Source organism: Pseudomonas sp. Pseusp88 (assembly GCF_047303955.1).
Classification (GTDB): domain Bacteria; phylum Pseudomonadota; class Gammaproteobacteria; order Pseudomonadales; family Pseudomonadaceae; genus Aquipseudomonas.
The window spans coordinates 65,808-87,001 of the sequence record NZ_JBGLYM010000013.1 but is presented as its reverse complement, the minus strand read 5'-3'; the positions used below and the strand labels follow the sequence as shown (position 1 = coordinate 87,001).

The following is a 21,194-nucleotide window of genomic DNA, read 5'->3' as shown; positions in this document are numbered from 1 at the left end:
ATGAAGCTGTCTCCTCTCAATCGCCGCCGCGTCGAGCGTTTCAAGGCCAACAAGCGCGGCTGGTGGTCGCTGTGGCTGTTCCTGATCCTGTTCGGCCTGAGCCTGGGTGCCGAACTGATCGCCAACGACAAGCCCCTAGCGGTGCGCTATGACGGCGAGTGGTATTTCCCGGTGTTCAAGCGCTATGCGGAAACCACCTTCGGCGGCGAATTCCCTCTGGAAGCCAACTACAAGAGCCCGTACATCAAGGAGCTGTTGAAGGCCAAGGACGGTTTCACGCTGTGGGCACCGATCCCGTTCAGCTACCAGAGCATCAACTACGACCTGAAAGTGCCGGCGCCCGCACCGCCCTCCCGGGACAACCTGCTGGGCACCGATGATCAGGGTCGCGACGTCCTGGCGCGGATCATCTATGGCTTTCGTGTGTCGGTACTGTTCGCCCTGACCCTGACCGTGCTCAGCTCGATCATCGGCGTGATCGCCGGGGCGTTGCAGGGTTTCTATGGCGGCTGGGTCGATCTGCTCGGCCAGCGTTTCCTGGAAATATGGTCGGGACTGCCGGTGCTGTACCTGCTGATCATCCTCGCCAGCTTCGTGCAGCCCAACTTCTGGTGGCTGCTGGGCATCATGCTGCTGTTTTCCTGGATGAGCCTGGTGGATGTGGTCCGTGCCGAGTTCCTGCGCGGGCGCAATCTGGAATACGTGCGCGCGGCGCGGGCCCTGGGCATGGAGAATATCGGCATCATGTTCCGCCATATTCTGCCCAACGCCATGGTCTCGACCATGACCTTCCTGCCATTCATCCTCACTGGCGCCATCGGCACCCTGACGGCGCTGGACTTTCTTGGCTTCGGCCTGCCCGCCGGTTCACCATCCCTGGGCGAACTGGTGGCCCAGAGCAAATCCAACCTGCAAGCGCCATGGCTGGGCATCAGCGCCTTCGCCGTACTGGCCTTGATGCTCAGCCTTCTGGTGTTTATCGGCGAATCCGCCCGCGATGCTTTCGACCCAAGGAAATGACATGAATCAGGACAATCTGATCGAAATCCGCGATCTGGCGGTCGAGTTCGTGGGTGGGGACAGCCAGCAGCGTGCCGTCGCGGGTATCAGCTTCGATATCCGCAAGGGCGAGACCCTGGCCCTCGTTGGCGAAAGCGGCTCAGGCAAGTCGGTCACCGCCCATTCAATCCTGCGCCTGCTGCCCTACCCCCAGGCGTGGCATCCGAGCGGAACCATCCGCTACGCCGGGCAGGATCTGCTGACCCTGGATGAGAAAAAACTGCGCAGCATTCGTGGCAATCGCATCGCCATGATCTTTCAGGAGCCCATGACCTCTCTGAATCCGCTGCAATCCATCGAAAAGCAGATAAACGAAGTACTTGGCCTGCACAAAGGCCTGACCGGCAAGGACGCCACCAGACGCACCCTGGAGCTGCTGGAGCTGGTCGGCATACCAGAGCCGGCAAAGCGTCTCAAAGCCCTGCCACACGAGCTCTCAGGCGGCCAGAGACAGCGCGTAATGATTGCCATGGCCCTGGCCAACGAGCCGGAGCTGTTGATCGCCGACGAACCGACCACCGCCCTGGACGTCACCGTGCAGCTGAAAATCCTCGAATTGCTCAAGGAATTGCAGGCGCGACTGGGCATGGCGCTGCTGCTGATCAGCCATGATTTGAACGTGGTTCGACAAATAGCCAACCGCGTATGTGTCATGCAACGCGGTTGCATCGTCGAACAGGCATCCTGTGACGAATTGTTTCGTTCGCCCCAGCATCCGTACACCAGATTGCTGCTCAGCGCCGAGCCCAGCGGCGGCCCTTCGGCCAATGCGGCCGGGGCGCCGATGCTGGAGGTCGAGGACCTTCGGGTCTGGTTTCCGATCAAGAAAGGCCTGTTCAAGCAGACCGTGGATCACGTCAAGGCAGTCGACGGCATCCACTTCAGCCTGCCGCAGGGCCAGACCCTGGGGATTGTCGGCGAAAGCGGATCGGGGAAATCGACCTTGGGCCTGGCAATCCTGCGCTTGATCGCCAGCAAAGGCAGCATACGCTTTCAGGGCAAAACGCTAGACTGCCTGTCGCAACAGCAGATTCGACCGCTACGGCGGCAGATGCAGGTGGTGTTCCAGGACCCGTTCGGCAGCCTGAGCCCACGTATGTCGGTAGGCGAGATTGTCGGCGAAGGCCTGCGTATCCACCGTATCGGTACGCCGCAAGAGCAGGAAGCGGCAATCATCGAAGCACTCAGGGAAGTAGGCCTGGACCCGGAAACCCGGCACCGCTACCCCCATGAGTTCTCCGGCGGACAACGGCAGAGAATCGCCATTGCCCGGGCATTAGTGTTAAAACCGGCGCTGATTTTGCTGGACGAGCCGACTTCGGCCCTCGACCGCACGGTACAGCGTCAAGTAGTGGAGCTGCTGCGGTCACTGCAAACCAAGTACAACCTGACGTATTTGTTCATCAGCCATGACCTGGCGGTGGTCAAGGCGTTAAGCCACCAGTTGATGGTGGTCAAACACGGCCAAGTGGTCGAACAGGGTGCGGCAGAGGTTGTCTTTGCCGCGCCGCAACATCCTTATACACAGCAGCTGCTGGAAGCCGCTTTCCTGGCTCCAGTCGCTGTCGATTAACCTGAAGAGGAACAACACATGGGTTTTCTCGCCGGTAAGCGCGTCCTGATCGTCGGTGTCGCCAGCAAACTGTCCATCGCATCCGGTATTGCTGCCGCCATGCACCGTGAAGGCGCTGAACTTGCCTTCACCTATCAGAACGACAAACTCAAGGGTCGTGTCGAAGAGTTCGCCGCAGGCTGGGGCTCCAGCCCTGAGCTGTGCTTCCCTTGCGATGTGGCCAGCGACGAAGAAATCGCCAAGGTCTTCGAAGCGCTGAGCAAGAAGTGGGACGGCCTGGACGTGATCGTTCACTCCGTCGGCTTCGCCCCGGGCGACCAGCTCGATGGCGACTTCACCGAAGCCACCACTCGTGAAGGCTTCCGCATTGCCCACGATATCAGCGCCTACAGCTTCGTAGCCCTGGCCAAGGCCGGTCGCGAAATGATGAAAGGCCGCAATGGCAGCCTGCTGACCCTGTCGTACCTGGGCGCAGAGCGCACCATGCCGAACTACAACGTGATGGGCATGGCCAAGGCCAGCCTGGAAGCGGGCGTACGTTACCTGGCCGGCAGCCTCGGCCCGGAAGGTACTCGCGTCAACGCCGTCTCGGCCGGCCCGATCCGCACCCTGGCAGCCTCCGGCATCAAGAACTTCCGCAAGATGCTGGCCGCCAACGAAGCGCAAACCCCGCTGCGTCGCAACGTCACCATCGACGAAGTCGGCAACGCTGGCGCCTTCTTGTGCTCCGACCTCGCGTCGGGCATCAGCGGTGAAATTATGTACGTCGACGGCGGCTTCAACACCACGGCGATGGGCAATATCGAAGAGTGATCTTCAGAGGGACAAACATCCGCGAAGGGGCCGGGGCAGACGTCAGATTTTCTGTGCATTCAAGGTCCTCTTCGCGAATAAATTCGCTCCCACTGAATTCGCTCCCACAAAAGATCCAACCTTTCAGATAGTTACGCAGTTAACAAAAAAGGCCGCTCAATGAGCGGCCTTTTTTGTTGCTGCGGATAGCTTAGAACTTCTCGATCTTCGCCTTGCTTTCCAGCTGGGCGCGGAACGATGCGAAGTCCTGCTGGCCGGCGCGGGAGGCCAGGAAGCGGCGGTACTGCGCCTTTTCCTGATCCGTTGGCGCTGCTGCGTGATTCACACCATTGAGGCGCACGATCACGAAGCTGCCATCGGCAGCGGTCAGGCTGGAGTAGACCGGCTTGTCCTTGCCTTCAGGCTTGGGCATGCGGAACACCGTCTGCAACACAGACGGCTCCAGGCCTTCCTGACTGCGGGTGGCCGCTTCGACAACCTTCCAGCTGACACCGTCCTGCTTCGCTGCCAGCGGGATCTTGCCGTCACGCAAGCCAGCCAGCAGGGCATCGCCCTTGGCCTTGACTGCGTCGCTGGCATGCTGCTTGAGCAACTGGGCACGGATCGCGTCCGAAACAGCGGCCAATGGCAACTGCTCTGGCTGGCGATGCTCTTTCGAGCGAACCACCACTGCGGTTTCCGGATCCAGCTCGATTACGCCGCTATTGGCGCCCTCTTCCAGGACTTCCGGGCTGAACGCTGCCTGGATCACTGCACGATTGGCGATAATACCCTCAGCGCCACCATCGCGACCGAATGCCGGAGTCGTCTGCACTTTCAGCCCCAGGTCCTGAGCCGGTTGGGCCAGGTCGGAGGCTTCGAATGCGGCGTCTTCCAGCTGTTTGCTGACATCGACGAACTTCTGCTCGACCAGGTCGGCTTTCAGATCGTGGGTCAACTTGTCCTTCAGGCTGGCAAAGGTCGGTACCGATGGTGCTTCAACGCCGAGCAGCTTGATCAAGTGCCAGCCGAACTCGCTGCGTACTGGCGCCGAGACCTGATCCTTGTTCAAGGCATACAGGGACGCCTCGAATGCTGGATCGTAGACACCCTTGCCGGCGTAGCCCAGATCACCACCCTTGGCAGCCGAACCCGGATCCTGAGAGAACTCCTTGGCCAGCGCCGCGAAGTCTTCACCTTTGGCCAGACGCTGCTGGATCTCTTCAATCTTCGCCTTGGCCTGGGCATCGTTCATCTTGTCGTTGACTTCGATGAGGATGTGCGCGGCACGGCGTTGTTCGGCCAGGTTGGCAATTTCTTTCTGGTAGGCGGCCTGCAAGTCGGCGTCCTTGACCTGCACTTTGTCGAAGAAGGCGGACTTCTTCAACTCGATGTAATCAAGCACCACCTGCTCGGGGCTCATGAACTCTTTGGCGTGTTCGTCGTAATGCGCCTTGATTTCGTCGTCGGTCACTTTCGCGGCGGCGATATCGGCCGGCAGGGTCAGGGTGGCGAAATCGCGGGTCTGTTTTTCCAGACGGGCGAAGGCCTCGACCTCGGCATCAGTAACGAACGCACTACCGGCAATACCGGCGCGCATCTGACCGATCAGCATTTCCTGGGTCAGCATCTGACGGAATTGCATGCGACCGAAGCCCAGCTGGCGAATGACCTGATCGAAGCGATCGGCATTGAACTTGCCGTCGACCTGGAATTCCGGCATTTGCAGGATCTGTTGGTCCAGCGCAGCTTCGGAGAAGCCGAACCTGGCGTCATGAGCGCCCTGCAGCAGCAGCTTGCGATCGATCAGGCCCTTGAGGGCCGACGTGCGCAGCATTTTGTCGTCCAGCAGCGCAGGATCGAAGTCCTTGCCCAGCTGTTGTGCAAGCTGACGGCGTTGCAGGTCGGCAGCCTGGCTCAGCTCGGTCTGGGTGATCTCTTCACCATTGACCTTGGCCGCGTCCTGACTGGTACTGGTGGCCCGGAACAAGGCGTCGAAGCCCGTCAAAGCCATCAACGCCATGATCACGCCGATGATTGTTTTGGCAATCCAGCCTTGTGAATTGTCCCTGATGTTCTGCAGCATGCGTCCCCCAAAACGGTTGAACTGACTAACCAACCGCGGAGCGTGGGTAGAAAGCGGATAGAAGAAAGGCGCATCCGAGGATGCGCCTTCTCGTAAATCGCGAAGCGGACAGGTTCGTTAACGAGACCTGGAATGACAGACAGGTATTGCAACCGGCTGGTTTACCGCTCCGCTACCACAGCAGCCAAACGCTGCTGCGGCAGGGCAAAGGCGAGAAGAACTTAGTTGACAGCTTCTTTCAGTGCTTTACCGGCTTTGAAGCCTGGTTTCTTGGCAGCTGCGATTTCCAGCGTCTTGCCAGTCTGAGGATTGCGACCGATGCGAGCAGGACGGTCAGTAACAGAGAACGTACCAAAGCCAACCAGTACCACAGAGTCGCCAGCCTTCAGAGCGCCAGTGACGGATTCGATCACTGCGTCCAGCGCACGGCCAGCAGCAGCTTTCGGGATATCAGCAGATGCAGCGATAGCATCAATCAGTTCCGACTTGTTCACTCTAAGTCCCCTTATGTCTATATTTGAGATATTTCTAAGTTTTTGGTTTAAGCAAAACGGGCGCTGAAGGCCAACAGACACTAGAAGAGCCGCTTTATAACAAGGGCTCCAAAAAGCTGTCAAGGAAGGCCTCCCAGACTTAATGCGTGCTAATTCTTTCCTTAGAGTCAGACTCGCGTTTTTCATCCTTTGCCACCATGTCGGAAGCTACATCCGGCAAGGGCTCCGGCGCGTATTGCAGCGCAATTTGCAGGACTTCGTCAATCCATTTAACTGGCTTGATTTGCAGATCTGCCTTGATGTTGTCAGGAATTTCCTTCAAATCGCGTACGTTTTCTTCCGGGATGATCACAGTTTTGATCCCCCCCCGGTGCGCGGCGAGAAGTTTCTCCTTCAAACCACCGATGGCCAGGACCTGGCCACGCAGGGTGATTTCCCCGGTCATGGCGACGTCCGCACGCACAGGGATCTGGGTCAGGGCCGAAACCAGGGCCGTGCACATGCCTACGCCAGCGCTAGGGCCGTCTTTGGGCGTCGCGCCTTCCGGCATATGGATATGGGTGTCGCGCTTCTCATGGAAGTCCAGAGGGATCCCCAGGCTCTTGGCCCGGCTGCGTACAACGGTCAGCGCTGCGGTGATCGATTCGACCATGACATCGCCCAGCGAACCGGTCTTGATCAACTGGCCCTTGCCCGGTACGACAGCGGCTTCGATGGTCAGCAATTCGCCGCCCACCTGGGTCCATGCCAGGCCGGTCACCTGACCGATCTGATCCTGTTGCTCGGCCAGACCGTAGCGGAATTTGCGCACGCCAAGGAAATGTTCGAGCATTTCAGCGCTCACGCGCACCGAGAAGCGTTTCTCCAGCGCGTGTTCCTTGACCGCCTTGCGGCACACCTTGGCAATCTGCCGCTCCAACCCGCGCACGCCCGCTTCACGGGTGTAGTAGCGGATGATGTCGCGGATCGCCTCTTCCTCGAACTCCAACTCGCCCTTCTTGAGGCCGTTGGCGGTGGTTTGCTTGGGCGTCAGGTACTTGGTAGCGATGTTGATCTTTTCGTCTTCGGTGTAGCCAGGCAGGCGAATGACTTCCATCCGGTCCAGCAGCGCTGGCGGGATGTTCATCGAGTTCGCGGTGCACAGGAACATGACGTCGGACAGGTCGTAATCGACTTCCAGGTAATGGTCGTTGAAGTTGTGGTTCTGCTCCGGGTCGAGCACTTCAAGGAGTGCCGAGGCCGGATCGCCACGCATGTCGCTGCCCATCTTGTCGATTTCGTCGAGCAGGAACAGCGGGTTGCGCACGCCCACTTTGGTCATCTTTTGTATCAATCTTCCTGGCATCGAACCGATGTAGGTCCGGCGATGACCGCGAATTTCCGCTTCATCGCGCACACCACCCAGGGCCATACGCACGAATTTGCGATTGGTGGCGTGGGCGATGGACTCGGCCAGGGAGGTTTTACCCACACCCGGTGGACCGACCAGGCACAGGACCGAACCGCGAATCTTCTTCACGCGCTTCTGCACCGCGAGATATTCGAGAATGCGTTCCTTGACCTCGTCCAGACCGTAATGATCGGCATCGAGAATGTCTTCGGCACGGGCCAGATCCAGACGCACCTTGCTCTGGGCCTTCCACGGCACCTGGACCAGCCAGTCGATATAGGAACGCACCACGGTCGCTTCAGCCGACATCGGCGACATCTGCTTGAGCTTGTTCAACTCGGCAGTGGCCTTGGTCAGGGCATCCTTGGGCAGGCCAGCGGCATCGATACGCTTTTTCAGCTCCTCGATCTCGTTGTGACCTTCTTCGCTGTCGCCGAGCTCTTTCTGAATGGCCTTCATCTGCTCGTTCAGATAGTACTCGCGCTGGCTGCGCTCCATTTGTTTCTTGACCCGACCACGGATGCGTTTCTCAACCTGCAACAGGTCGATTTCAGCGTCCAGCAGCGCCAGCACATGCTCGACACGTGCAGGCAGGTCGATAATTTCGAGAATTTCCTGCTTCTGCTCGATCTTCAGCGCCATGTGCGCAGCCATGGTATCGACCAGGCGACCCGGCTCATCGATGCTATTGAGCGACGACAGGACTTCGGCAGGGACTTTCTTGCCCAACTGCACATATTGTTCGAACTGCGCCAGCAGGCTGCGCACGAACACTTCCGATTCACGGTCAGGCGCGTCAACTTCGTCAATCAGGACGACTTCGGCGCGGCAATGGCCGTCAACCTCGATAAAGCGCTCAACGGAGCCACGCTGCTCACCTTCGACCAGCACTTTGACCGTGCCATCCGGGAGCTTCAGCAGTTGCAGGACAGTAGCAATGGTGCCGACGCTATAGAGCGCGTCTTCACCAGGATCATCATCGGCAGGATTTCTTTGCGCGAGCAAAAGGATTTGCTTGTCGCCCGTCATCGCAGCCTCAAGGGCTTCGATAGACTTCTCGCGCCCCACGAACAGCGGGATAACCATGTGCGGATAAACCACAACATCTCGCAATGGCAAGAGAGGCAATTCAATGGTGGTTTTCATGATTTCGCCTCTACGGCGGCCAAACGGCCGTGGACAGGTTGGAATGAGCTTGGATTCAAGATGGGGGTAGCTTCCTGAAAAAACAAGCGCTGATGCAGGAAATGCAAAAGGGGCCCGAAGGCCCCTTCTTGTTTCATGCAGCAGTGTGACTCACGCCTCAGGAGCAACCTTGGCAGGCGGCTCGCTGTTTTCGTAGATCAACAACGGCTTGGAAGTACCGTCGATCACGCTTTCGTCGATCACCACCTTGCTGACGTCGGTCTGCGAAGGGATCTCATACATGGTGTCGAGCAGCACGCCTTCCAGGATGGAGCGCAGGCCACGGGCACCGGTCTTGCGCTCAAGCGCGCGACGGGCAACCGATTTCAACGCATCGGTACGGAACTCCAGATCCACACCTTCCATCTCGAACAGCTTGGCGTATTGCTTGGTCAGGGCATTTTTCGGCTCGGTCAGAATCTGCATCAACGCAGCTTCGTCCAGCTCGTCCAATGTCGCCAGGACCGGCAGGCGGCCGACGAACTCGGGGATCAGGCCAAATTTGACCAGATCGTCGGGCTCGACTTCACGCAGCGATTCACCCACCTTCTTGCCTTCTTCCTTGCTGCGGACTTCGGCGTTGAAACCGATGCCGCCCTTGGTGGAACGGTTCTGGATAACTTTCTCCAGGCCCGAGAATGCGCCACCGCAGATAAACAGGATATTGCGCGTGTCCACCTGCAGGAATTCCTGCTGTGGATGCTTGCGGCCGCCTTGGGGCGGTACGGAAGCCACGGTGCCTTCGATCAGCTTCAGCAGAGCCTGCTGAACACCTTCGCCGGACACGTCACGGGTAATGGAAGGGTTGTCGGATTTGCGCGAAATTTTGTCGATTTCGTCGATATAGACGATACCCATCTGGGCCTTCTCTACGTCGTAATCACATTTCTGCAACAGCTTCTGAATAATGTTTTCCACGTCCTCACCCACATAACCGGCTTCGGTCAGGGTGGTGGCGTCGGCGATGGTAAACGGAACATTGAGCAGGCGGGCCAGCGTTTCAGCCAGCAGCGTCTTGCCGGAGCCCGTAGGGCCGATCAGCAGGATGTTGCTTTTGCCCAGTTCAACGTCATCATTTTTCTTGTCGCGCTGGTTCAGACGCTTGTAGTGGTTGTAAACCGCTACGGCCAGAACCTTTTTCGCACGCTCCTGGCCAATCACATACTGATCCAGGATGCTGCTGATTTCTTTCGGCGATGGCAATTTATGCGCACTGCTTTCGGCCTGGGCTTCCTGCACCTCCTCGCGGATGATGTCGTTGCACAGGTCGACGCACTCGTCGCATATAAAGACCGAGGGGCCGGCAATCAATTTGCGCACTTCATGCTGGCTTTTGCCGCAGAAGGAGCAATAGAGCAATTTGCCGTTGTCCTCGCCGTTGCGGGTGTCAGTCATTCGATCGATCCAATCCGGTAGGCTTGCAACACAAGATGAAGGCAATTGCAGGCTTTTTCAAGCCCGCAAGTGATCAGCGCAGCCGACCAACCTTATTTTGCGTTGCTGGGTTTAAGCAGGGCGCTGGCTGATCACTTCATCGATCAACCCATACTCACGCGCAGCTTCGGCACTCATGAAGTTATCGCGGTTGGTATCGCGCTCGATCTCTTCAAGGGTGTGCCCGCTATGCTTGGCCATCAGCGTGTTGAGACGCTCACGGATGAAGAGGATTTCCTTGGCATGGATTTCGATATCCGAAGCCTGGCCCTGGAAACCGCCCAGAGGCTGGTGAATCATCACGCGCGAGTTCGGCAGGCAGTAACGCTTGCCTTCGGCACCGGCGGTCAGCAGGAACGCGCCCATGCTGCAGGCCTGACCGATACAGGTGGTCGACACGTTGGGCTTGATGAACTGCATGGTGTCGTAGATCGACATGCCCGCAGTCACCGAACCGCCCGGCGAGTTGATGTAGAGATGGATATCCTTGTCCGGGTTTTCCGCTTCAAGGAACAGCAGTTGCGCACAGATCAGGTTGGCCATGTAGTCTTCTACCGGACCTACCAGAAAGATCACTCGCTCCTTGAGCAGGCGCGAGTAGATGTCATAGGCGCGTTCGCCACGGGCGGACTGCTCGATAACCATCGGGACCAGGCCGCCGGCGGCCTGGATGTCAGAGTGCTGCTGAATATAAGAATTGCGGGACATGTCCTGCATTCACTCCCAAATAGTCATGGCTTGAATACGCATAAGCCAGCGCGAAGGCTGGCTTATGGGTGTTTTCGAACGAGAGAAAAAATCAGTCGGCTGTTGGAGCTTCTACCGGCTTGACCGCTTCTTCGTAGGAGACCGATTTGTCGGTCACGCTAGCTTTCTGCAAAACAGTATCCACAACTTGTTCTTCCAGCACAACCGAACGCACTTCGTTCATTTGCTGTTCGTTCTTGTAGTACCAGGCGACAACCTGCTCAGGCTCCTGATAAGCGGAAGCCATTTCCTGGATCATCTCGCGAACGCGGGCGTCATCAGGCTTGAGTTCGAACTGCTTGACCACTTCAGCAACGATCAGGCCCAGCTCGACGCGACGCTTGGCCTGCTCTTCAAACAGCTCGACTGGCAGTTGGTCAGGCTTGATGTTGCCACCAAACTGCTGAACCGCTTGCACGCGCAGACGGTTGACTTCGTTTTCCAGCAGGGCTTTCGGTACTTCGATCGGGTTGGCGGCCAGCAAGCCGTCCATTACCTGATTCTTGACCTTGGACTTGATGGCCTGGCGCAGCTCGCGCTCCATGTTCTTGCGAACTTCGGTGCGGAAGCCGTCGATGCCGGTTTCCTTGATGCCGAACTGCTTGAAGAACTCTTCGTTCAGCTCAGGCAGCTTAGGCTCGGAAACAGTGTTCACGGTCACGGTGAACTCGGCGGCCTTGCCGGCCAGCTCCAGGTTCTGGTAGTCCTCTGGGAAGGTCACGTTCAGCACGCGCTCTTCGCCAGCCTTGGCGCCAACCAGACCGTCTTCGAAGCCAGGGATCATGCGGCCGGAACCCAGAACCAGCTGGGTACCGGTAGCCGAACCACCGGCGAAGACTTCACCGTCGACCTTGCCGACGAAATCGATGTTCAACTGGTCTTCGTTCTGGGCGGCGCGATCGGCCACTTCGAAACGAACGTTCTGCTTGCGCAGGATTTCCAGCATGTTGTCCAGGTCGCTGTCAGCGACTTCGGCCGACAGACGCTCTACAGCGATCGACTCGAAACCGGCAACGGTGAACTCAGGGAACACTTCGAAGGTGGCTACGTATTCCAGATCCTTGCCCTTTTCAAAGGACTTGGGCTCTACGGAAGGAGCACCTGCAGGGTTCAGCTTTTGCTCTACGACGGCTTCGTAGAACGAAGCCTGGATGACTTCGCCCAGCGCATCCTGACGCGCGCCTTCTTCATAGCGCTGACGGATGACGCTCATTGGCACCTTGCCAGGGCGGAAGCCTGGAATCTTGGCATTGCGTGCAGTCTGCTGCAGACGCTTGTTGACTTCAGTCTCGATGCGTTCGGCAGGCACGCCAATGGTCATGCGGCGCTCAAGAGCGGAAGTATTTTCAACAGAAACTTGCATGGATATTCCTCGTTGCACAGACGTTAGCCGGCCGGTTCCCGACCCCAGAATCTAAGGGCAAGCATTCTAGTGGGTCGAACTCAAGAAGTCACCCTACTGAAAAAGGGCAAATTAGGATGCCGGAGACAGGCGGACAGCGAAGGGCAATCGGGACTGCCTTCTACCTGCCGAAAAGGTGTCTGGCCCGGCCTTTATATAAAGGAAGGAATACGCAGACCCTGACACCGACTCCAACCGTGAAACACGCCCCGCAAGACCGGCGGCAGCCTGGGCTGACAGGTCTGCGGGACGAAAAACAAAATGCTGAAACAAAAAAAGCCGCACTAGGCGGCTTTTTCTATTGTCTGGTGCGGACGGAGAGACTCGAACTCTCACACCTTGCGGCGCTGGAACCTAAATCCAGTGTGTCTACCAATTCCACCACATCCGCGTTACAGGCTTTTAAAGCAAAGGCGCCAGATTATAAATCTGGCGCCTTCTTTGTTCGAATATGGGGTGGACGATGGGGATCGAACCCACGACAACAGGAGTCACAATCCTGTGCTCTACCAACTGAGCTACGCCCACCATATTGCGTTGTGACGTTACATCTTACTTGTGCCAAAGCTGCCTTTAGTGGCGCACCCGGCAGGACTCGAACCTGCGACCATCCGCTTAGAAGGCGGATGCTCTATCCAGCTGAGCTACGGGCACTTATATAATCTGCATTCTTTAACGACTACAAATTAAAGGCTTTCATCACATCGAGCCAATTTGCAACTCTGACCGACCGAATCAACCAGTGCTAGCTTAACCAGTGCTGGGCTCTGCCCGACAAGTGCGACGAATCTTATAGACGAGCCTTGAGGTCGTCAACTCTTTTTCAAAAAAAATTCAGCTAGATAAAGGAGTTAGCGGAATATGCCGAGCAAGCGCCTTTGCCCCTGCGTCATGACATGCGAGAATGCGCGCTCTTTTTCAATCCCTCTCGATGGTTAATCACCCGTCATGACTGCAAAACTAATCGACGGCAAAGCGATCGCCGCCGGCCTGCGCCAGCAGATCGCCAAACGTGTCGCCGAACGTCGCCAACAGGGCCTGCGTACGCCGGGCCTGGCGGTGATTCTGGTGGGCAGCGATCCTGCATCCCAGGTCTATGTCTCGCACAAGCGCAAGGATTGCGAGGAAGTCGGCTTTATTTCCAAGGCCTACGACCTTCCTGCGCAAACTACCCAGGCCGAACTCACCGACCTGATCGACAGCCTCAATGACGACGCCACTATCGACGGCGTGCTGCTGCAACTGCCGCTGCCGGAGCATCTGGATGCGTCGCTGCTGCTGGAGCGAATCCGCCCCGACAAGGACGTCGATGGTTTCCATCCTTATAACGTAGGTCGCCTGGCCCAGCGCATCCCCCTGCTGCGCCCGTGCACGCCGAAAGGGATCATGACCCTGCTGGAAAGCACCGGTGTCGATCTGTACGGGATGGATGCGGTTATTGTCGGCGCCTCCAATATCGTCGGTCGCCCCATGGCGATGGAACTGTTGCTGGCAGGCTGCACCGTGACCGTCACCCACCGCTTCACCAAGGATCTGGCCGGCCATGTCGGTCGCGCTGATCTGGTGGTGGTGGCCGCCGGCAAGCCGGGGCTGGTCAAGGGCGAGTGGGTCAAGGAAGGCGCCATCGTCATCGACGTTGGTATCAACCGCCAGGAAGACGGCAAGCTGGTTGGCGACGTGGTGTACGAAACCGCCCTGCCCCGTGCCAGCTGGATCACCCCGGTGCCGGGCGGCGTAGGCCCGATGACCCGCGCCTGCCTGCTGGAAAACACTTTGTACGCGGCAGAAACCCTGCACGGCTGATCAACGACAGGCAGGCAGCACAAAAAAAGCCCCGACTGGTAACAGTCGGGGCTTTTTTATTTCCCACACCCGAAGGTGCCGCTTTGTTTCTACCAAATGTTACTTCTTGGCGTTTTCCCAGCTTTTCAGCAGGTCAGCGTAGGCAATGGTTTCGCCTTTGGGCTTCTCATTGGCCAGCTTGCGCTGTGGCGCGAGGAACTTGCCACCGCTTTGCTCAGCCTTTTTGTACCACTCTTCAGCCGAGGTTTCCGGGTTCATCTTCGGCGCGCAACCACTCGCCTCTTGAACCTTGGAACGCTCGATACGGGTCATGATGGCATCCTGATCCTTGGCCAGGCCGTCCAGTGCTGCCTGAGCGCTTTTCTCGCCGGTCACGGCTTCGGCCACATGGCTCCACCACAACTGTGCCAGTTTCGGATAGTCCGGTACGTTGGTGCCGGTCGGCGACCATTGCACACGGGCCGGGCTGCGATAGAACTCGACCAGACCACCGAGTTTCGGTGCCAGGGCGGTCATTTCCTTGGAGTTGATGTCCGACTCACGAATCGGCGTCAGACCTACGATGGTTTTCTTCAGCGATACCGACTTGGACGTCACGAACTGCGCATACAGCCAGGCCGCATTGCGTTTCTTCTCGTCGGAAGACTTCAGGAAGGTCCACGAACCCACGTCCTGATAGCCCAGCTTCATGCCTTCTTTCCAGTACGGGCCTTTCGGCGAAGGCGCCATGCGCCATTTCGGCGTGCCATCGGCGTTCATGACCGGCAGACCTGGCTTGGTCATGTCGGCAGTGAAAGCGGTGTACCAGAAAATCTGTTGCGCAACGTTACCCTGGGACGGCACCGGCCCCGACTCGGAGAAGGTCATGCCAGCAGCTTCAGGTGGTGCGTAGGCTTTGAGCCAGTCGATGTATTTCTGGGTTGCGAACACAGCCGCCGGACCGTTGGTGTCGCCACCACGGGTAATGCTGGAGCCGACCGGATGGCAGTCCTCTACGCGAATGCCCCACTCGTCCACCGGCAGACCGTTCGGCAGGCCCTTGTCGCCGCTGCCGGCCATGGAGAACCAGGCATCGGTGAAGCGCCAGCCCAGGGACGGGTCTTTCTTGCCGTAGTCCATGTGACCGTAGACTTTCTTGCCGTCGATTTCCTTGACGTCTTCGCTGAAAAACTTGGCGATGTCCTCGTAGGCAGACCAGTTGACCGGCACACCCAGCTCGTAGCCGTACTTGGCCTTGAACTTCTCTTTCAGGTCAGGACGCTCGAACCAATCGGCGCGGAACCAGTACAGGTTGGCGAACTGCTGGTCGGGCAGCTGATACAGCTTGCCGTCCGGGGAAGTGGTGAAGGAAGTGCCGATGAAGTCCTTGATGTCCAGGGTCGGCGAAGTGACCTTGGCGCCTTCAGGGCTGGCCATCAGATCGGTCAGCGACAGTGCCTTGCCATAGCGCATGTGCGTACCGATCAGGTCGGAGTCGTTGACCCAACCGTCATAAATACTTTTGTCCGACTGCATGGCAGTTTGCAGCTTCTCGATAACGTCACCTTCCTGGAGCAGGTCATGGGTGACCTTGATGCCAGTGATTTCGGTGAACGCCTTGGCCAGCACCTTGGACTCGTACTCGTGGGTGGTCAGGGTTTCCGACACCACCTTGATATCCATGCCACGGAACGGTTTGGCGGCCTCGATGAACCACTCCAGTTCCTTGAGCTGCTCTGCATCCGACAGGGTCGTTGGCTTGAACTCGCTACCGGCCCATTTTTTTGCAGCTTCTTCGAACTGATCGGCCCAGGCCGTTACGCTCAATCCACTCAACGCCAGCATCGCTGCCAGCGACACGCTATGTCGCAGTTTGTTGTTTTTATAGAACATAGATACCTCCAGTTGTTGTTATCAACCGGCCGGATGCTGATCCGACCGGGGTCCTGAAAATCTCAAGCGTGCCACTCTTGTCGCCCATGCAAAGGACGACTACCCCCAACGCATCACCAGCAACAGCCACACCAGGGAAACCACCGAAGCGATCCAGATGCTCCAGTCCGTCACGCCAATTACCAGCAAATGCAGGTAGGCGCTACCAAGAAGTCCGATAAACAGGCGATCGCCACGACTGGTGGTGATCGGCAGAAAACCGCGGCGTTCGACGCACGGCGAACGCAGCTCCCAGATCGTCATGCCGACCAGCGCCGCCGCAATGGCGCCGAAGAAGGCAGCAGTGAGGGTAGTCCAGGCCATCCAATCCATCATGCGACTCCTTATACCCGGCCCAGGGCAAAGCCCTTGACCACGTGATTGCGAACGAACCAGATCACCAGCATGCCCGGCAGAATGGTCAGTACCCCGGCCGCAGCCAGTACACCCCAGTCGATGCCGGAGGCGGATACGGTGCGAGTCATCACTGCGGCGATTGGCTTGGCATTCACGGAAGTCAGAGTCCGCGCCAGCAGCAATTCGACCCACGAGAACATGAAGCAGAAGAACGCCGTGACGCCAATGCCGGAGCCGATCAGAGGAATGAAAATCTTCAGGAAAAACTTGGGAAAGCTATAACCGTCAATGTAGGCGGTTTCGTCGATTTCCTTCGGCACACCCGAGATAAAGCCTTCCAGGATCCACACCGCCAGCGGCACGTTGAACAGGCAATGAGCCAATGCCACCGCAATATGGGTATCGAACAGGCCAATGGACGAATACAACTGGAAGAACGGCAGCAGGAACACTGCCGGTGGCGCCATGCGGTTGGTCAGCAGCCAGAAGAACAGGTGTTTATCGCCGAGAAAGCGATAACGCGAGAACGCATAGGCGGCAGGCAGCGCCACCGTCAGCGAAATCACCGTGTTCAGGCACACGTAGTACAGCGAGTTGATGTAGCCGCTGTACCAGCTCTCATCGGTGAAGATCACCTTGTAGTTGGCCAGGGTAAAATCCTGCGGCCACAGGCTGAGGCCGCCGAGAATCTCGCCATTGGTCTTGAACGACATGTTCACCAGCCAATAAATCGGCACCAGCAGAAACAGGATGTACAGGACTAACGGAACCATTTTGCGCGCGTTCATGGCCGCTCCTCAGTTCTTGTCGCTGTGGGTCATGGCGGTATAGAACAGCCAGGAGACCAACAGGATGATCAGGAAATACACCAGCGAGAATGCCGCCGCCGGGCCGAGGTCGAATTGCCCCAGCGCCATGGTGGTCAGGGTCTGGCTGAGGAAGGTGGTCGAGTTGCCCGGCCCGCCGCCCGTGAGCACGAACGGTTCGGTGTAGATCATGAAGCTGTCCATGAAACGCAGCATCACCGCGATCAGCAGCACGCTCTTCATTTTCGGCAACTGGATATGACGGAAGATGGCCCAGGACGAAGCCTGATCGATCCGCGCCGCCTGGTAATACACGTCCGGAATGGCACGCAGGCCGGAATAGCTGAGCATGGCCACCAGGGAGGTCCAGTGCCAGACGTCCATCACCAGTACGGTGACCCAGGCGTCGGCGCTGTTGGCCGCATAGTTATAGCTGATGCCGAGTTTATTCAGGGTCCAGCCCAGCAGACCGATATCGCCACGGCCAAAGATCTGCCAGATGGTGCCTACCACGTTCCAGGGAATAAGCAGCGGAATGGTCATCAGGATCAGGCAGACCGTGGACCAGCGACCCTTGCTCGGCATGCACAGGGCCACCGCGATCCCCAATGGGATTTCGATCAACAGCACACAAGCCGAGTAGATGAACTGACGCAGCAGCGAGTCGTGCAGACGCGGATCACGCAGCACCTGACGGAACCAGTCGGCGCCGACGAAATAGCGGCTGGACTGGTCGAAAATGTCCTGTACCGAGTAGTTGACCACGGTCATCATCGGCACGATGGCGCTGAAGGCCACCAGCAGGAAGACCGGCAGAACCAGCCACCAGGCCTTGTTGTTGTGCACCTTATTCATGGCCAGGCTCCAGCAAAAAGTCATCGGCGTACAGCATCAGCCACTGCCCGGGGAAACTGATCCAGGCCTTGCCCTCCGGCACCGGCTTGTCTTCCTGCAGGCGCACCTTGAGCTTCTGCCCGGCCAGGTCCAGGGTCAGGATCTTGTACGTACCCAGATCTTCGACATAGGTCACGTCCGCACACATGGCTTCTTCGAACGGGCCGTCCCAGACATGCACGAACTCGGGGCGGATGCCGACTTTCAGGGTTTTCCATGGCGTCGCTGCGAGGGTGTCCTGCATGGCTTGCGGCAAGGCCAGATGGACATCGCCAAAGCCGACACCACCAATTTCGGGGCGGACGTCGATCAGGTTCATGCCGGGGCTGCCAATGAAGTAGCCGACAAAGGTGTGCAACGGCTTCTCGAACAGCTCACGCGGCGTGCCGAACTGGACGATCTGGCCGCCGTACATCACCGCGATCTTGTCGGCGAAGGTAGAAGCCTCCAACTGATCGTGGGTGACGTAGACCATGGTGATATTGAACTGCTCATGGATCTGCTTGAGCTTGCGCCGCAGTTTCCACTTCAGGTGCGGGTCAATCACGGTCAGGGGTTCGTCGAACAGAATCGCCGACACATCATCCCGAACCAGGCCGCGGCCCATGGAAACCTTCTGCTTCTCATCGGCGGTCAGGTTGCTGGCTTTCTTTTTCAGCAGCTCCTGCAGGTCGAGAACTTCGGCAATCTCGTTGACCTTGGTCTTGACCCGGGCCTCATCGACGCCCTGATTGCGCAGCGGGAAGGCCAGGTTGTCGAACACCGTCATGGTGTCGTAGACCACCGGGAACTGGAAAACCTGAGCGATATTGCGCTTTTCCGGGGTCAGGTCGTTGACCCGCTTGCCATCGAACAGTACCTGCCCTTCCGAAGGGCTGAGCAGGCCGGAAATGATATTGAGCAGAGTCGACTTGCCGCAGCCGGAAGGCCCGAGCAACGCGTAGGCGCCGCCCTGGTTCCAGATGTGGGTCATCTCGCGGATCGCGTAGTCTTCGGGGCCGCCCGGCGTCTTGCTGTAGCTATGGGCGAGGTTCTGCAAACGGATCTCGGCCATCAGGCAACCCTCGCCATGCGCAGGCCCGGCGCTTGAATCAAGCGGTCCTGCTGATCGAATACGAATAGTTTGTGGGTCGGGATATACACGCGGATCGGCGCATCGACGTCATAGGCGTGGACGCCCGGCAGGTGCAATACCAGGGAGAAATGCTCATTGCGCACGTGCAGGAAGGTTTCCGAACCGCTGATCTCGGCCAGTTCCACGGTAACCGCCAGCTCCAGATCGTCATCGTTGGACGGCACCAGGCTCAGATGGCTGGGACGTACGCCAAAACGGTAGTAACCGTCGCCGATAGTGCGCAGATCGACATTGAGCGGGAAGTGTACGAAGTTGGCAAAGCTGACTTCGTTGCCATCAATACGGCCCGGCATCAGGTTGATTGGCGGCTCGGAAAACAGCTCGGCGGCCAATACGGTCTGCGGCTGGTGATAGACGTGCGGGGTCACGCCGCTCTGGATCAGGCGGCCCTCATGAAGGATGGTGGTGGTACCGCCCAGGGCCAGGGCCTCGTTGGGTTCGGTGGTGGCGTAGACCGCAATGGTGTTGCGCGCGGCGAACAGTTCGCGCATTTCCTGACGCAGCTCTTCACGCAGCTTGTAGTCCAGGTTGACCAGGGGCTCATCGAACAGGATCAGCCCGGCATCCTTGATCAGCGCCCGGGCCATGGCCGTGCGCTGCTGCTGGCCACCGGACAGCTCCAGCGGATAGCGTGGCAGGAACTTTTCGATGCGCAGCATCCGCGCGGTTTCCCGCACCTTGCTTTCGATCACCTCTTTCGACACACCGGTCTGGCGCAAAGGCGAGGCAATGTTGTCGAACACCGTCATGCTCGGATAATTGATGAACTGCTGATAGACCATCGAGATATTGCGCTGACGTACCGACTGGCCGGTGACATCGACGCCGTTCATCAGGATTCGACCGCTGTCTGGCTTGTCCAGCCCGGCCATCAGACGCATCAGGCTGGTCTTGCCGGACAACGTCCGCCCCAGCAATACGTTGAAAGAACCGGCTTCAAAGCTCAGGGATACGTCGTCGATCCAGGTTTGACCATCAACCGTGCGGCTGACGTGCTCCAGGGTGAGAGACATGGTGTGCCCTTTTTGTTCATTCTTATTAGGGTGTTTACGAGTAGCATTCACAAACATTCGAATGATTATTCGTTAGCGATAACCGTGCCAAACCTCCAACCTCGCCTAAAACACCTTGATTAGAGCCTTTTCTGTCATTCCCTGAAAAAAACGACGTTCAAAGCTGAACAAAAGTGAACACCAAAATCTGAACACCTGAACAAAATGAACATTGACTTTGAACACTGCTGAACGACACTCTGTGAACACCGCCGCCCCCTGAACAGGTTGCGCGCAGGTCCAACGACAAAAAAAATAAAAGCACCGCAGGATCGATACCCATGGCCAACCCCAGTGCATCGCTTGCCCACGACATCATCATTCAGGACTCCTGGAGCCGCTGTCGGGATTTCGGCCTCGACCATCAATCACGCCCGTCCTTCGGACAATTGCCTGATGCGCAGGTCAGCCAGCTATTGGAGCGCCATGAATCCCTGGTGCAGACCACCCATCAGCAAGTGCTGCCCTTCTACGAAAACATCCTGAGCAATTCCGACTGCCTGATCCTGCTGGCCGATCAACATGGGCAGGTGCTCAATTCGTGGGGCAACAAGCGTTTTGTCGATCCGGCCCAAGGCCTGGGTTTTGTCGCGGGCGCCTGCTGGGTCGAACAGGGCACCGGTACCAACGCCATCGGCACCGCCCTGGCCTGCGAGCAGGCGGTACATATCCAGCACGACGAGCACTTTCTCAAGGCCAACCGTTTCATGACCGGCTCGGCGGCACCGATTTTCGACGCCAATCGTCGGGTGATTGCGGTACTCGATGTCTCCAGCGACAGCTTCCTGCCACCCTCCCACACCCTGGGTGTGGTGCGGATGATGAGTCAGTCAGTGGAAAACCGGCTGATCCTTGATCAATTCCAGGACGGCTGCTTCCAGCTGACCTTCAATACCGGCCTGAACAATCTGGACAGCCAATGGGCCGGGCTGCTGATCTTCGACGAAAGCGGACGCATCCTCTGCGCCAATCGTCGCGCCGACAGCCTGCTGGGCCTGAGCCTGCTGCGGGCCAATATCGAAAATCTGTTCAAGACGCCCGTGGCGCAACTGCTCGACAAAGCCGAAGGCCAGC

16 protein-coding genes and 3 tRNA genes are annotated in these 21,194 nt (G+C 58.1%); 4 read left to right on the top strand and 15 right to left on the bottom strand.

The window, feature by feature from the left end; genetic code table 11:
- The 3 genes from ACCD02_RS17610 to fabI are packed head-to-tail and all read left to right on the top strand — an operon-like array spanning position 1 to position 3,445.
- Positions 1-1,020: an ABC transporter permease gene (locus ACCD02_RS17610; RefSeq protein WP_413304311.1), complete on the top strand. Its 1,020-nt coding sequence runs from the start codon at positions 1-3 to the stop codon at positions 1,018-1,020.
- Position 1,021: 1 nt separating this feature from the next.
- Positions 1,022-2,632 (top strand): ABC transporter ATP-binding protein, encoded by a 1,611-nt coding sequence (locus tag ACCD02_RS17605; RefSeq protein WP_413304308.1) that lies wholly within the window; start codon positions 1,022-1,024, stop codon positions 2,630-2,632.
- Positions 2,633-2,650: 18 nt separating this feature from the next.
- On the top strand, positions 2,651-3,445 hold the full coding sequence (gene fabI / locus ACCD02_RS17600; protein ID WP_413304305.1) for an enoyl-ACP reductase FabI: 795 nt from the start codon (positions 2,651-2,653) through the stop codon (positions 3,443-3,445).
- Between the two features lie 190 nt (positions 3,446-3,635).
- On the opposite strand, the gene ACCD02_RS17595 is transcribed toward fabI, so the two are convergent.
- From ACCD02_RS17595 to ACCD02_RS17555, 9 genes are all read right to left on the bottom strand, one after another.
- Positions 3,636-5,510, bottom strand: a complete 1,875-nt coding sequence (locus ACCD02_RS17595; RefSeq protein WP_413304303.1) for a SurA N-terminal domain-containing protein — start codon at positions 5,508-5,510, stop codon at positions 3,636-3,638.
- A gap of 221 nt (positions 5,511-5,731) precedes the next feature.
- A complete protein-coding gene (locus ACCD02_RS17590) occupies positions 5,732-6,004 on the bottom strand; it encodes an HU family DNA-binding protein (RefSeq protein WP_002552737.1) in 273 nt (90 codons plus the stop codon).
- Positions 6,005-6,143: 139 nt separating this feature from the next.
- Positions 6,144-8,540: an endopeptidase La gene (gene lon / locus ACCD02_RS17585; RefSeq protein ID WP_413304298.1), complete on the bottom strand. Its 2,397-nt coding sequence runs from the start codon at positions 8,538-8,540 to the stop codon at positions 6,144-6,146.
- A 150-nt stretch (positions 8,541-8,690) separates the two neighbouring features.
- Entirely contained in the window at positions 8,691-9,974 is a 1,284-nt protein-coding gene (clpX, locus tag ACCD02_RS17580) for an ATP-dependent Clp protease ATP-binding subunit ClpX (protein ID WP_413304295.1), read from the bottom strand.
- A gap of 111 nt (positions 9,975-10,085) precedes the next feature.
- Positions 10,086-10,721, bottom strand: coding sequence for an ATP-dependent Clp endopeptidase proteolytic subunit ClpP (clpP, locus tag ACCD02_RS17575; RefSeq protein ID WP_259102465.1), 636 nt, complete (start codon positions 10,719-10,721; stop codon positions 10,086-10,088).
- A 91-nt stretch (positions 10,722-10,812) separates the two neighbouring features.
- Entirely contained in the window at positions 10,813-12,123 is a 1,311-nt protein-coding gene (gene tig, locus ACCD02_RS17570; RefSeq protein ID WP_413304293.1) for a trigger factor, read from the bottom strand.
- Positions 12,124-12,468: 345 nt separating this feature from the next.
- Positions 12,469-12,553, bottom strand: a tRNA-Leu gene (locus tag ACCD02_RS17565).
- A 61-nt stretch (positions 12,554-12,614) separates the two neighbouring features.
- Positions 12,615-12,690: transfer RNA gene (locus tag ACCD02_RS17560), tRNA-His, on the bottom strand.
- A 49-nt stretch (positions 12,691-12,739) separates the two neighbouring features.
- Positions 12,740-12,816: transfer RNA gene (locus tag ACCD02_RS17555), tRNA-Arg, on the bottom strand.
- A 294-nt stretch (positions 12,817-13,110) separates the two neighbouring features.
- Here ACCD02_RS17555 and folD point away from each other — a divergent pair.
- Entirely contained in the window at positions 13,111-13,965 is an 855-nt protein-coding gene (folD, locus tag ACCD02_RS17550; RefSeq protein WP_413304290.1) for a bifunctional methylenetetrahydrofolate dehydrogenase/methenyltetrahydrofolate cyclohydrolase FolD, read from the top strand.
- 99 nt (positions 13,966-14,064) lie between these two features.
- Here folD and ACCD02_RS17545 read toward each other — a convergent pair whose 3' ends face one another.
- From ACCD02_RS17545 to ACCD02_RS17520, 6 genes are all read right to left on the bottom strand, one after another.
- On the bottom strand, positions 14,065-15,837 hold the full coding sequence (locus tag ACCD02_RS17545; RefSeq protein WP_413304287.1) for an ABC transporter substrate-binding protein: 1,773 nt from the start codon (positions 15,835-15,837) through the stop codon (positions 14,065-14,067).
- 99 nt (positions 15,838-15,936) lie between these two features.
- A complete protein-coding gene (locus tag ACCD02_RS17540) occupies positions 15,937-16,209 on the bottom strand; it encodes a DUF2160 domain-containing protein (protein WP_413304445.1) in 273 nt (90 codons plus the stop codon).
- Between the two features lie 11 nt (positions 16,210-16,220).
- The gene (locus ACCD02_RS17535; RefSeq protein ID WP_259102472.1) at positions 16,221-17,021 is read right to left on the bottom strand and encodes a carbohydrate ABC transporter permease; all 801 of its coding nucleotides are present in this window, start codon (positions 17,019-17,021) and stop codon (positions 16,221-16,223) included.
- A gap of 9 nt (positions 17,022-17,030) precedes the next feature.
- The gene (locus tag ACCD02_RS17530; protein WP_413304282.1) at positions 17,031-17,894 is read right to left on the bottom strand and encodes a carbohydrate ABC transporter permease; all 864 of its coding nucleotides are present in this window, start codon (positions 17,892-17,894) and stop codon (positions 17,031-17,033) included.
- A complete protein-coding gene (locus tag ACCD02_RS17525; protein WP_413304280.1) occupies positions 17,887-18,987 on the bottom strand; it encodes an ABC transporter ATP-binding protein in 1,101 nt (366 codons plus the stop codon). The genes ACCD02_RS17530 and ACCD02_RS17525 overlap by 8 nt, the downstream gene beginning before the upstream one ends.
- Positions 18,987-20,081, bottom strand: a complete 1,095-nt coding sequence (locus ACCD02_RS17520; RefSeq protein WP_413304278.1) for an ABC transporter ATP-binding protein — start codon at positions 20,079-20,081, stop codon at positions 18,987-18,989. Before ACCD02_RS17520 ends, ACCD02_RS17525 begins: the two co-directional genes overlap by 1 nt.
- Positions 20,082-21,194 lie beyond the last annotated feature (1,113 nt).